We start from the raw sequence: 12,369 nt of genomic DNA, 5'->3' as shown, positions 1-12,369 counted from the left end.
GACTGTCGGTAGGCTCGCGCCCATGAGCACGCCTCGTCCCGTCCTCGTGGTGGACTTCGGAGCCCAGTACGCCCAGCTCATCGCGCGTCGGGTGCGCGAGGCGAAGGTCTACTCGGAGATCGTCCCGCACTCGATGCCGGTGGCCGAGATGCTGGCGAAGAACCCGGCCGCGATCATCCTCTCCGGCGGTCCCGCCAGCGTCTACGCCCCCGACGCCCCGCAGATCGACGCCGGGATGTTCACCTCCGACGTGCCGGTCTTCGGCATCTGCTACGGCTTCCAGGCGATGGCCCAGGCGCTCGGCGGCACCGTGGCGCGCACCGGCAACCGCGAGTACGGCGGCACCCCGCTGCGTCCCCGCCTCACCGAGCCCGGGGTGCTGCTCCGCGACCTGCCGGCCGACCTGCCGGTCTGGATGAGCCACGGCGACTGCGTCACCGAGGCCCCCGCCGGCTTCACGGTGACCGCCGAGTCGGCCGGCGCCCCGGTCGCCGCGTTCGAGGACCTGGCCGGCCGCCGGGCCGGCGTGCAGTTCCACCCGGAGGTGGGGCACACCGCGCACGGGCAGGAGATGCTCACCCGCTTCCTCTACGACATCGCCGGCGTCGAGCCGACCTGGACGCCCGAGAACATCATCGACGAGCAGGTCGCCCGGATCCGCGCGCAGATCGGCGACAAGGAGGTCATCTGCGGCCTGAGCGGCGGGGTGGACTCGGCCGTCGCCGCAGCCCTGGTGCACAAGGCCGTGGGTGACCAGCTCACCTGCGTCTTCGTCGACCACGGGCTGCTGCGCGCCGGCGAGGCCGAGCAGGTGGAGAAGGACTACGTGGCCGCCACCGGCATCAAGCTCAAGGTGGTCGACGCGGCCGACCGGTTCCTCGGCGCGCTGGCCGGGGTGACCGACCCCGAGCAGAAGCGCAAGATCATCGGCCGGGAGTTCATCCGGGTCTTCGAGGCCGCCGCCCGGGAGATCGCCGCGCACGGCGACGTCGAGTTCCTGGTGCAGGGCACCCTCTACCCGGACGTGGTGGAGTCCGGCGGCGGCACCGGCACCGCCAACATCAAGAGCCACCACAACGTCGGCGGCCTGCCGGAGGACCTGAAGTTCGCCCTGGTCGAGCCGCTGCGCACGCTCTTCAAGGACGAGGTCCGGGCGCTCGGGCTGGAGCTGGGGCTGCCCGAGGCGATGGTCTGGCGGCACCCGTTCCCCGGCCCCGGCCTGGCCATCCGGATCATCGGCGCGGTCGACCGGGAGCGGCTCGACCTGCTGCGCCAGGCCGACCTGATCGCCCGCGAGGAGCTGACCGCCGCCGGCCTGGACCGGGGGGTCTGGCAGTTCCCGGTGGTGCTCCTGGCCGACGTGCGCAGCGTCGGCGTGCAGGGCGACGGGCGCAGCTACGGCCATCCCGTGGTGCTGCGCCCGGTCTCCAGCGAGGACGCGATGACCGCCGACTGGTCCCGGCTGCCGTACGAGGTCGTCGCCCGGATCTCCACCCGGATCACCAACGAGGTGGCCGAGGTCAACCGGGTGGTCCTGGACGTCACCAGCAAGCCGCCGGGCACCATCGAGTGGGAGTGACGCCCGCCCGGCCGGTTCACCCGGCCGTGGGCGGCACCGTCCGGACGACCTGGGTGACCGGCTCGGCCGGGGTGACCGGGGTGCCGTCCGCCGGCCCGCCCGGCCCCGCCAGCACCGGGCCGGGCGTCGCCGCGCCCGCCGTCGGGTGCGGCCAGGCCGGGGCGCCGGCCGGCTCCTCCGGCATCAGGAACCACATGATCGGGTACGCCAGGGCGGCGACCCCGCCGGTGAGTAGGGTCGCGACGGCGAGGACGACCCGGACCAGGGTGGGGTCGACGGTGCAGTAGCGGCCGAGGCCGCTGGCCACCCCGGCCACCATCCGGTCGGTGGTGGGGCGGCGGAGCTGCCGGTACGGGGGCTGGTGCGACTGCGTCGAGGTCATGCCCCCAGGCTCCCCGCCCGGGTGTCCGCCGACCTCGGTGATGGCCCGGACCACTACCCTGATCGATCCCTGATGATCCAGTCATTAGTCAGGAATCTGACTCTTTTCTCTGGCGGTAACGTCGGCCGGGGAGAATTTGCCCCCGTGACCACCATGCTGGAGCCGCTGCGCAGGATCGCGGCATACGCAGTTTGTGCCGATTCAGTCGGCCGAGTGTTGCTGGTCCGCGCATCGGAGCGCTCCGGCACCCCCGGCGCCTGGTCCCTGCCCGGCGGCGCCGTCGACCACGGCGAGGACCCGTTCCACACCGTCGTGCGGGAGACGGCCGCCGAGACCGGGCTCTCGGTCGCCGTCGCCGGCCTGGCCGACGTCCTGGCGGACATGCGGGCCCTGCCCGAGCGGGGCATCACGATCCACACCGACCGGCTCATCTACCAGGTCTCGGTGCGCGGCGGCACGCTGGCCGACCGGGTCGACCGCCCCACCGACCTGGCCCGCTGGTTCACCCCCGCCGAGGCCGCCGAGTTGCCGCTGCGCGCCTTCACCGCGCGGGCCCTCGGCCTGCCCGCCTCCTCGGCCGACGTGGTGCCCGACGAGGCACCGGAGTTCCCCTCCTTCTACGCGGTCCCCGGCCCGGACGGGCTGCACCGGGCCCAGCGCTTCGCCGCGTACGCGGTCGCCACGGATCCGGCGGGCCGGGTGCTGCTGACCCGGATCTCCGCCGGGTACCCGGGGGCCGGCTGCTGGCACCTGCCCGGCGGCGGCACGGACTACGGCGAGCAGCCGGGCGCGGCGCTGATCCGCGAACTGGTCGAGGAGACCGGCCAGCGGGGCCGCCTGGTCGAGCTGCTCGGCGTGGCCAGTCACCGCGACGCCGCCTCGCTCGGCCCGGAGGGTTACCCGATCGACTGGCACGGCGTGCGCGCCTTCTACCGGGTGGCGGTCGACCAGCCCGCCCCGCCCACCGTGATCGACGTCGGCGGCTCCACCTGCGAGGCCCGCTGGTTCGCCCGCGAGGAACTGGGCGCCCTCCCCCCGGACCACCTGACGGAGGTCACCGCCGAAGCCGTCCAGGCCGCCCACCTGACGTGACCCGCACCCCATTGCCGCGTTGATCATGAAATTGTTGCCGTGACACGCCGGGTCGGTAGGCAATAACTTCATGATCAATGGGCCGGGTGATGGGGTGGGGAGGGCTGGTGGAAGCGGACATTCGGGGGGATAGCGCGCCGTCGGCGGGCCGGGGTGGACGGGCTCCGGTAGGCTGCAGTCAGGGTTGAGGGAAGAACGGGCGGGAAGCCCGAGACGGGAATAATGAGGCGGATCGCGCGGTTTGACCAGAAGTGAGTACCGCCGGCAGCTATCGCCAAGTCCCACTCCCCTGTGCAATGGTGTACTCCGCTTGAACGGCTGCCGAGCCAGCAGCGGTCCGGCCGAGAAGGCCGGATCCCCGCCCCGTGGCGGCCAGCGAACCGGTGATGGAGGAAACGTGCCGAGAGCCCCATGGCGCCGGCGTCGTACGACTGACAGTCCGCGTCCCGCAGGGCGTCGCTGGGCGGGCCCGTTGCGCCGCAGCAGCACGTTCGCCCGTCAGGTGTTGCTCGTGAGGGTGGGTCGTCGTGACGACACCACCCTGGGCGGCGACCTGGCCTCGCCCGAGCACCGCTACCTCGACCGGCAGCGCCGCCGCTACGGTCTCGACCGGTACGAGCGCACCGAGGCCCAGGCGATCGCGCCGGTGAGCCCGGCGCTGCCCCCCAGCATCCCGGTCGACGACCCGACCTCGGCGTCGATCCCGCTGCTGCCGGGGGCCCGCACGCCGGCCCGCCGGGCCAAGTTCGCGCTGGTCAACGCCTGCACCCTGGCCAGCCTGGTGCTCGGCATCAACGCCATCTTCGTGGCCATGCACGGCGAGGCGCGCATCGCCGCGCTCCTGCTCATCGCCTGCGTCGTCTTCGACGGGCTCGACGGCCTGCTGGCCCGCAAGTTCGGGGTGGCCAGTCCGTTCGGCGCCCAGATGGACTCGTTGGCCGACATGTGCTCGTTCGGCCTCGCCGCCCCGGTCGTGGTCTACGCCTCGCTGGCCGGCGAGGCACCGCCGGCCGCCGCCGCGGTGGCCGCCGCGCTCGTCGCCTCCTGCGCGGCGATCCGGCTCGCCCGGTTCAACGTCTCACCGAAGGACGGCCGCTTCTTCTGCGGCGTGCCGACCACGATGGCGGCGGCCGTGCTCGCCCTGACCGTGGCCCTCGGGCTGCCGCTGCCCGGCCTGGTGCAGATCGCGGGGGTGGCGCTGCTGGCCTTCGCGATGGTCTCCAGCTTCCCGTACGCGAAGCTGGCCCGCCTGGTCAAGCTGCCGCCGTGGCTGTGGCTGGTCCCGGTGGTCGGTGCGCTGGTCGACGTCCGGCTGACCTTCGCCCTGGTCGTGGTGGGCTACCTGGTCAGCGGCCCGCTGCTCTGGCTGCACCAGCGCCGCGCCGCCTGATCCGACAACCGACCGAACACCGCAGGGGCGCCGCGCGAGCGGCGCCCCTGCGGTCGTTCCGTCCCGCCTCAGCGCCAGCGGGCGATGACCGTGGCCCCGCCGACGACCTTGTCGCCCGGCCCGACCAGCGGGTCGGCCGCGTCGGCCGGCAGGTAGACGTCGGTCCGCGAGCCGAACCGGATCAGGCCGAACCGCTCGCCGCGCGCCAGCAGCGCGCCGACCGGGGCCCGCTGCACGATCCGCCGGGCGATGAGCCCGGTGCGCTGCGCCACGACCACCGTGCCGTGCTCGGTCTCCAGCACCGTGTACGCCGCCACGTTGTGCTCGGCGGCCGGCTTCATGGCGTTGACGAATCCGCCGTCGGCGACGAAGTAGTCCACCACCTTGCCGGCCACCGGGGACCGGTTGACGTGCACGTCCAGCACCGACAGGAAGACCGCCACCCGCAGCCACTCGCCGTCGCCGAAGCGCTCGTCGTGCAGCCGCTGCACCGACAGCACCTGCCCGTCGGCGGAGGCCACCACGGCCGAAGGGTCCTCGGGCACGTCGCGCTGCGGGTCCCGGAAGAACGCGGCCACCGGAGCGGCGGCCAGCGCCGGCAGCAGCCAGAGCTTCGACTTCGGCCGGACCACCCGGGCCAGCGCGGCGAGCCCGAGGGTGATCCCGGCCGCGGCCACGCCGTTGGAGTCGATGTGCATGTTGCGGGTCAGCGGGACGCTCGACGGCCGGTGCGCCGGGGCCAGCCGGGCGGCGAGCGCCGCGCCCGCCGGGGTGAACCGGAGCCGGTAGACCCGCACCGGCGGGGAGTTGCGCAGCACCAGGTCGGTGCCGACGCCGTGCAGCGCGCCCTGCCGCTCCAACTCGGCGGCGGCACCGCCGGTGCGGCCCGGGGCGACCGGCGCGGCGAGGCTGAGCACCGCGCCGTCGGCGAGGTACTTGGTGAGGCCGTCGATCGTGGCGCGGGCCTCCTCGACGGTGCCGGTGAGCGGCTCGGCGGCGATCACCACCTCGGCGGGGTCGGCCTCGGCGAGGGAGTCCACCACCCGTACCCGGTCGGCGACCCAGCGGCCCTGGGCCGTGACGTGCTCGCGCAGGTCGGCGGGCGCGGTCGCCGGGGTCGGCACGACGGTGAGCGTGTCGCCGGGCAGCAGGGCCTCGATCGCCGCGGCCAGCACCGCGCTGGTCGGGGTCGCGCCGACCAGCAGGCCGGCCTTGGGGTCGTTGCGCCGGGCGAACTCGGTGACGAGGGTACGGGCGGCGGGCTCGCCGACGCGGACCGGACCGGATCGGCCGGTGACGCGCACGGCGGGGGACTGGGTCATCTCGAACGGGCTCCTGACGGGGTAGCGACGGAGACGAACTCTCCACCAACCAGCATATGCGCCCCGAGCGGGCGACCGCACCGCTGCGCTCAGCCGCCCGAGCGGCCCGGCCCGGGGGGCGGCCCATCCGGTGTGGACGCCGCCGTCGGGTCGATCGTCGGCGTGGCCAGGGTCGGGTCGGTGGTGGCCCACTCGTCGGCCGGTGCCGGACCGGCCCCCGTGCCCGGCCCGGCACCGGGATCGACGGCCCCGCTCCGCTCCGCCGCCGGCCGGGCCCCGGCGCTCCGGTCGTCTTGGGTCCCGGAGTTGCGGTCGTCTTGGGTCCCGGAGTTGCGGTCGCCTTGGGTCCCGGCGTGGCGGTCGGCTCGCCCGGAGCGCAGCGCGCCGGTCAGCCCCAGCACGCCGATGAGGATCAGCCCGCCGGCGAGGAACCAGCCAGCCGGCGGCAGGGCCAGGCCCAGCACCTGGGCGAGCAGCCACGCCCCGGCGAGGGCCACGAAGACCAGACCGAAGGCGAGGGAGACGAGGTCGGTGCGGTGTGCCCTCATCGGGTCACCTCCAGGTTGCCGGCGTTGACGTGGACGTAGAGGCGCAGCTTCCCGCCCCCGGCGCCGTCCCCGCCCAGGTCGGTGCTCTCCCGGAGTCGGCCGTCCAGCTCCGAGGAGTGGTTGCCGAAGACCGTGGCGTTGCCGGCGTTGACGTCGGCGACGGTGGTCACGTCGACGTTCGGCGGCACCAGCACGGTGGCCGTGCCGAAGGTGACCGTGAGGATCACCATGGTCTCCCGCTGGTCGAGGTCGACGCCGCGCAGGTCGAGCACGGCGTCGCCGAAGTTGTTCTCGTACCGGTCGGCCAGGTCGCGGTGGTCGGTGGGGGCCCAGGTGACGTTGCCGTCCACGCCCCGGATCCGGTCGTAGGACTCGGCCACCGTGGCCACGCCCAGCGCCGCCGAGGTGACCAGCCCGAGCGCGATCAGCCAGCGCGCCCGGCCGAACCAGGCGCCGACGAGCAGGCCGAGGCCGATGGTGCCGAGGGCCGCCGCGAAGTACGCCGCCGGGCTCACCGGGGCCAGGTTCAGCAGGTCCGCGACGGCGACCAGGCCGAGCGCCAGGAAGACCAGCGAGAAGGTCGCCGCGCCCAGCGGGGAGCGTTCCCGGGGCCGCTTCGCCGGCTTGCCCGCGGGGCGGGCCGGCGCGGGCGGGGCGGGCCGCGGGCCGGCGGCGTACGGGCCGTGCGGGGCGAACGGCGGCCGGTAACCGGCCGGCGGCCGGGGGGCGTCGACCGGCGGATACCCGGGCCCGGGCACGCCGACCGGGGGAAGGGGACCGCTCGGCGTGCCCGCCGCCGGCCCGGCGCTCGGCCCGGCCGGTGCGGTGGCGGCCCACGTCCCGACCGCTGACCGGGCCCAGGCGGCGGTCGAGACATGGGCGGCCGGGGTCGCGGTGGAGGGCGTGCCGGGAAACGCCGGGCCGGGGGCGGCGGCGGGGCCGGTGGGCGGGGCGAACGGGGCCGGGGCGGTCGCCCCCGTCGGCGGCACCGGGCCGGGCGGGGCGGGCGTCGGTGCGCCGGGGCCGGAGGAGGAGCGGTTGAGCAGCAGCGCGCCGCCGACCAGGATCGCCGCGCCGAGCAGCACCGCCCGGAACCCGTCGGTGACGATGTAGCCGAAGCTCACCGCCGCCAGGATGGTCAGCACGATCACGGTGATCGGGGACATGCTGGAGCGGCCCCGTCCCAGCATCGACTCGAGCGGGGAGGCGGTGTCGCCCTCGCCCGGGATGAGCAGCCAGGCCGCGACGTACCCGAGGATGCCGATGCCGCCGAAGAACCCGAGCACGGCGAGCAACACCCGCCACAGCACCGGGTCGGTGTTGGTGGCCCGGCCGATCGCCGCGCACACGCCGGCCAGGTAGCGGCCCTCGCGGGGCCGGAGCAGCCCGTACCGGGAGGTGAAGCCGGCGGCTGCGGGCGGTGGGGGCGGGTAGCCCTCGAACCCCGGCGGCGGGAACGGGTCGGCGGGGGTGGCGGGCTTCGGGCCCGCCGGCGGTGGCCCGGCCGACTGTGCCGCCCCGGTGGGGGGCGACGGGGCAGCTTCCTCGGTCATGCCTCGATCCTGCTGCCCCGACCCGCCGGCCCACCTCAGGAACCGACCCTGACCCCACCCTGAGATCTTCGGGGGCGGATGTCGGGGGCGTCCCCGTGGCCCGGGGCGATGCCGGCGTGTGACGATCGAGGCGCACCGCGTCGGCGGCGTCCACCTCCTGACCCGGGGAGTCCCGATCAGCACCCTGACCCAGCCACCGCGCCTGTACCGGGCGCCCGAGCACCGGATGGCGGCCGGCGTGGCCGCCGGAATCGCCGACCACCTCGGCATTCCGGTCGTGCGGGTGCGGATCGCCTTCACGGTCCTGCTCGGCTTCAGCGGGCTCGGGCTGCTGCTCTACGCCGCCTTCTGGGCGGTCGTGCCGCTGCGCCCCGGTGACATCGCCGTCCCGCCCCGGCGGGACGTGGGTCAGTTGCTGCCGTTCGTGGCGATCGGGCTCGGGGTGCTCCTGGTGCAGGTGCTGGTCTTCGACTCCGTCGGCGCGACCGGCACCGCCGGCTGGCTGGTCGCGATCATCGCGGTGGGCGCCGGCGTGATCTGGCACCAGTCCGCCCCGGAACGCCGCCGGCAGTGGGGCGAGGGATTGGCGGTGCCCTGGCTGGGCGCGGTGGTCCAGGAGAGCGACCGGCGCGCCTTCGTGCTGCGCTTCATCGGCGGCGGGGTGCTGGTCGCGGTCGGCATCATCGGCGTCGTGGCGGTCTACTCACCGGCCCAGAACATCGAGGCGGTGGTCAACGGCGTCGTCTTCGCCCTGGTGGGGCTGGCCGGGGTGGGGGTGGTGGCGGCGCCGGTGCTGTGGCGGACGTACAACCAGCTCCGGGCGGAGCGGGAGGGACGCATCCGCGAGCAGGAACGCGCGGAGCTGGCGGCCATGGTGCACGACCAGGTGCTGCACACCCTCGCCCTGATCCAGCGCAACGCCGCCGACACCACGACCGTGCAGCGGCTGGCGCGCGGGCAGGAACGGTCGCTGCGCACCTGGCTCTACAAGCCGACGGCCTCGCCCGCCGAACGCTTCGCGGCGGCCCTGGAGCAGGCGGCGGCCGAGGTGGAGGACACCTTCGCGGTCACCGTGGAACCGGTGGTGGTGGGTGATCGGCAGACCGACGAGCGGGTCGGGGCGCTGGTCGCGGCGGCCCGGGAGGCGCTGGTGAACGCGGCCCGGCATGCCGGGGTGCGCTCGGTCTCGCTCTACGCGGAGGTGGAGCCGGAGCAGATCAGCGTCTTCGTGCGGGACCGGGGCAGCGGCTTCGACCTGGCTACGGTGGAGGAGCACCGGCACGGCGTACGGGGTTCGATCGTCGGACGGATGAAGCGGCACGGCGGCCGGGCGGAGATCCGCTCCGTGCCGGGGGAGGGCACCGAGGTGCGGTTGATCCTGCCGATCCCCCGCGACCAGTCCACTGCGGAGAGGGAGAGCTGACCATGGCCGAGCACCATTCGGACGGGCCGACCGGGGAGGCCCCGGGCCGCCCCGGGCGGCTGCGCGTCTTCCTCGTCGACGACCACGCCATGTTCCGCGCGGGGGTACGCGCCGAGCTGGGCGCCCACGTCGAGGTGGTGGGCGAGGCGGGCACGGTGGCCGAGGCGGTGGCCCGGATCGCCGCCACCGCCCCCGACGTGGTGCTGCTGGACGTGCACATGCCCGACGGCGGCGGCCGGGCGGTGCTGGAGGCGATGCGCCGTAGCCACCCGACGGTGCGCTTCCTGGCGCTGAGCGTCTCCGACGCGGCCGAGGACGTCATCGGCCTGATCCGGGCCGGTGCCCGGGGCTACGTCACCAAGACCATCTCCGCGGCGGAGTTGGCCGCGGCGGTCCGCCGGGTGGCCGACGGGGACGCCGTGTTCAGCCCCCGGCTGGCCGGGTTCGTGTTGGACGCCTTCGCGGCCCGGCCGGACGCCCCGCTGGCCGACCCGGAGCTGGACCAGCTCACCAACCGGGAGCGGGAGGTGCTTCGGCTGCTGGCCCGGGGGTACGCGTACAAGGAGATCGCCAAGGAGCTCTACATCTCCGTCAAGACGGTCGAGACGCACGTGTCGAACGTGCTGCGCAAGCTCCAGATGTCCAACCGGTACGAGCTGTCCCGGTGGGCGGCCGATCGCCGGTTGGTCTGACCGAACCGGTGGTCCGGCACGGTGTGGCATCCGTCGGCTTCACTTCGTCGCTCCGGCGGACCGTCTTCGTCCCTCACCCGCCCGGCCGGTTCCGGTGGCCGCACAGCCGAGTCGAGCATCGTCCCTACGGGTGATCATGCGCGTCGAGCGGTGGACTTCGACGGGCGTCGGTTTCGAGCGGCAAAGCTCACAGAGTCGGGCGCGTCCGCAGCCGTCCGGCACCGCGCTCAGCGCGTATCCCCTGGTCAGGGCGGTGTGGCCGGAGCTTTTTGTGATCTTTTTTCAAGTATCGGCAACACGGCGACCAACTAACGGCTTGATAACGGCACCTTCACGTAATGGGCCGGTAGGTGTCACAGTTGCAGCACCTCACCCCCGGTGTGCGGCACTCCGTACGGCTCGCGACCACGACCTCCGCTCCTCGCGGTGGCCTCGTGGCTGTGTCGCCTGCTTCGGGCCGCGCCTCGTCGGGTGGGGAGCCCGGCGGATCGGAACACCAGGGGCGTCTTCGGCTTCCCTGTGCACCCGGCGGCCCTTCCCAGGGCGGCCAGGCGGTGTCACCCCCAAACGAGCGTGAAACCCACGACGGATCCAGGTTCAGAAAGAGGAGGCCCCTCGGAATGAGAGTCTCGAAGCGGGCGACGAGCGCGATCGCGCTCAGCGCGGCTGCTGCGCTGGTCGCGAGCGGTTGCTCGACCGGCGACGGCGACGGCGACGCCGCCGGCGGCAAGGACGGCGCGATCACCATCCATGGCGTGCAGCCGGAGAACCCGCTGGTCCCGTCGAACACCACGGAGACCGGTGGCGGCAAGATCATCGACTGGTTGTGGACCGGTCTGGTCGAGTACCCGAACGACGGTGGGGCCCCGCGCAACGCGCTGGCGGAGTCCATCACCACCACGGACTCGAAGGTCTTCACCATCAAGATCAAGAAGGGTACCAAGTTCCACGACGGTACCGAGGTGAAGTCGAAGAACTTCGTCGACGCCTGGAACTGGTCCGCCTACTCGCCGAACGCGGCGCAGAACGGCACCTTCTTCTCGGACATCCAGGGCTTCGCGGACACCTACGCGATGGACCCGGACGGCGAGGGCCCGCAGAAGGCCCCGGAGCCGAAGACCGACAAGATGTCCGGCCTGAAGATCATCGACGAGCAGACCTTCGAGGTCACGCTCGCGTCCCCGACTGCGGTCTTCCCGACCAAGCTCGGCTACGCCGCCTTCATGCCGCTGCCGGACGTCTTCTTCACCCAGAAGCCCGAGGAGTTCGGCAAGAAGCCGATCGCCAACGGCCCGGTGAAGTTCGTGTCGTGGGAGGACAACGTCCTCATCAAGCTGACCCGCTTCGACGACTACAACCTGCGCGACACCATGAAGGTCAAGGACGTCGACGTCAAGCTGTACCAGGACGAGACGGCGGCCTACACCGACCTGCTCTCCAACAACCTTGACTTCATGGAGACGGTCCCCACCTCGGCGCTCGCCGGTGACAAGTGGAAGGCCGACCTGGCGGAGCGGGGCCGGTCGACGACCACGCCGACGACCGCGCTGATCGCGTTCCCCCTGTACGACAAGCGCTTCCAGGACCCGAAGCTGCGTCGTGCCGTGTCGCTGGCGATCAACCGGCAGGAGGTCTCGGACAAGATCTTCTTCGGGACCCGCAAGCCGGCCGACAGCTGGGCGAACCCGCTGACCCCGGGTGCGAAGGCGGGCAACTGCACCGCCTGCAAGTTCGACGTGACCGAGGCCAAGCGGCTGCTGGCCGAGGCCGGTGGCTTCCCGGGCGAGATGGTCTTCTACTACAACGCCGACTCCAGCCACAAGGACTGGATGGACGCGGTCGCGCAGCAGATCAAGACCAACCTGGGCATCAACGCTCGGGCCGAGGGCGTCCCGACCTTCGCGGTCTTCCGCGCCAACATCAACGCCCACAAGATGAAGGGCCCGTACCGCGCCGCCTGGCAGCAGGACTACCCGGACGTGGAGAACTGGGTCAACCCGCTCTACGTGACGGGCGGCTCCTCGAACGACGGCCTCTACAGCAACAAGGAGGTCGACGCCCTGGCCAAGCAGGCCGGTGCCGCGCCGACCCTGGAGGCCTCGCACGAGGGCTTCGCCAAGGCGATCGAGATCGTCGACCAGGAAGTTCCGACCATCCCGGTCTACTTCTACGGTCAGCAGTCCGGTCACTCGGAGAAGATCAAGAAGCTCGAGCTGAACAACGTCGGCGAACTCGACATCACCTCGGTCGAGCTCTGATCCGAACGGTCTGACCCCGGGTCGGGCTCGCCGCAATCCCGGTGAGCCCGACCCGGGGCCGTTCCGCGAACGGGTGTCACCACGCTCCGCTCGCAACGTTGTCACCACCGTGTCGGCCGTCCGACGCGCC

Annotated in this window: 9 protein-coding genes and 1 pseudogene; 6 read left to right on the top strand and 4 right to left on the bottom strand. The window is 73.2% G+C overall.

Annotated elements, in window-relative coordinates; genetic code table 11:
* Positions 1 to 22: 22 nt before the first annotated feature.
* On the top strand, positions 23 to 1,579 hold the full coding sequence (guaA, locus tag ACLQ2V_RS01350) for a glutamine-hydrolyzing GMP synthase (protein WP_425716480.1): 1,557 nt from the start codon (positions 23 to 25) through the stop codon (positions 1,577 to 1,579).
* A 16-nt stretch (positions 1,580 to 1,595) separates the two neighbouring features.
* Here guaA and ACLQ2V_RS01345 read toward each other — a convergent pair whose 3' ends face one another.
* Positions 1,596 to 1,961: a PspC domain-containing protein gene (locus ACLQ2V_RS01345; RefSeq protein ID WP_425716479.1), complete on the bottom strand. Its 366-nt coding sequence runs from the start codon at positions 1,959 to 1,961 to the stop codon at positions 1,596 to 1,598.
* A gap of 144 nt (positions 1,962 to 2,105) precedes the next feature.
* On the opposite strand from ACLQ2V_RS01345, the gene ACLQ2V_RS01340 reads away from it, so the two are divergent.
* Positions 2,106 to 3,053: an NUDIX domain-containing protein gene (locus ACLQ2V_RS01340; RefSeq protein WP_425716478.1), complete on the top strand. Its 948-nt coding sequence runs from the start codon at positions 2,106 to 2,108 to the stop codon at positions 3,051 to 3,053.
* A gap of 472 nt (positions 3,054 to 3,525) precedes the next feature.
* Entirely contained in the window at positions 3,526 to 4,443 is a 918-nt protein-coding gene (locus ACLQ2V_RS01335) for a CDP-alcohol phosphatidyltransferase family protein (RefSeq protein ID WP_425716477.1), read from the top strand.
* 68 nt (positions 4,444 to 4,511) lie between these two features.
* Here the strand turns inward: ACLQ2V_RS01335 and ACLQ2V_RS01330 are convergent, their stop codons facing one another.
* The 3 genes and pseudogenes from ACLQ2V_RS01330 to ACLQ2V_RS01320 form a co-directional block, all read right to left on the bottom strand.
* Positions 4,512 to 5,765: a phosphatidylserine decarboxylase gene (locus ACLQ2V_RS01330; RefSeq protein WP_425716476.1), complete on the bottom strand. Its 1,254-nt coding sequence runs from the start codon at positions 5,763 to 5,765 to the stop codon at positions 4,512 to 4,514.
* Positions 5,766 to 6,129: 364 nt separating this feature from the next.
* Positions 6,130 to 6,313: pseudogene (locus ACLQ2V_RS01325) on the bottom strand (hypothetical protein); the annotation flags it as partial.
* A complete protein-coding gene (locus tag ACLQ2V_RS01320; RefSeq protein ID WP_425716475.1) occupies positions 6,310 to 7,866 on the bottom strand; it encodes a PspC domain-containing protein in 1,557 nt (518 codons plus the stop codon). The pseudogene ACLQ2V_RS01325 and the gene ACLQ2V_RS01320, both read right to left, overlap by 4 nt.
* Positions 7,867 to 8,050: 184 nt before the next feature.
* Here ACLQ2V_RS01320 and ACLQ2V_RS01315 point away from each other — a divergent pair, with 184 nt between their 5' ends.
* The 3 genes from ACLQ2V_RS01315 (at position 8,051) to ACLQ2V_RS01305 (ending at position 12,239) form a co-directional block, all read left to right on the top strand.
* Positions 8,051 to 9,289, top strand: coding sequence for a PspC domain-containing protein (locus ACLQ2V_RS01315; RefSeq protein ID WP_425716973.1), 1,239 nt, complete (start codon positions 8,051 to 8,053; stop codon positions 9,287 to 9,289).
* 2 nt (positions 9,290 to 9,291) lie between these two features.
* A complete protein-coding gene (locus tag ACLQ2V_RS01310; protein WP_425716474.1) occupies positions 9,292 to 9,981 on the top strand; it encodes a response regulator in 690 nt (229 codons plus the stop codon).
* 620 nt (positions 9,982 to 10,601) lie between these two features.
* Positions 10,602 to 12,239, top strand: a complete 1,638-nt coding sequence (locus ACLQ2V_RS01305; protein WP_425716473.1) for a peptide ABC transporter substrate-binding protein — start codon at positions 10,602 to 10,604, stop codon at positions 12,237 to 12,239.
* Positions 12,240 to 12,369 lie beyond the last annotated feature (130 nt).

Source organism: Micromonospora sp. DT233, from assembly GCF_049841815.1.
Classification (GTDB): domain Bacteria; phylum Actinomycetota; class Actinomycetes; order Mycobacteriales; family Micromonosporaceae; genus Micromonospora.
Note: the sequence above shows the minus strand (reverse complement) of the source record. Positions and strands in the feature narration are given on the sequence as shown.

Excerpts from the sequence above, each read along its gene's own strand:
- guaA (WP_425716480.1), top strand. The coding sequence starts at position 23 with ATGAGCACGCCTCGTCCCGTCCTCGTGGTGGACTTCGGAGCCCAGTAC.
- ACLQ2V_RS01345 (WP_425716479.1), bottom strand. The coding sequence starts at position 1,961 with ATGACCTCGACGCAGTCGCACCAGCCCCCGTACCGGCAGCTCCGCCGC.
- ACLQ2V_RS01330 (WP_425716476.1), bottom strand. The coding sequence starts at position 5,765 with ATGACCCAGTCCCCCGCCGTGCGCGTCACCGGCCGATCCGGTCCGGTC.
- ACLQ2V_RS01320 (WP_425716475.1), bottom strand. The coding sequence starts at position 7,866 with ATGACCGAGGAAGCTGCCCCGTCGCCCCCCACCGGGGCGGCACAGTCG.
- ACLQ2V_RS01310 (WP_425716474.1), top strand. The coding sequence starts at position 9,292 with ATGGCCGAGCACCATTCGGACGGGCCGACCGGGGAGGCCCCGGGCCGC.
- ACLQ2V_RS01305 (WP_425716473.1), top strand. The coding sequence starts at position 10,602 with ATGAGAGTCTCGAAGCGGGCGACGAGCGCGATCGCGCTCAGCGCGGCT.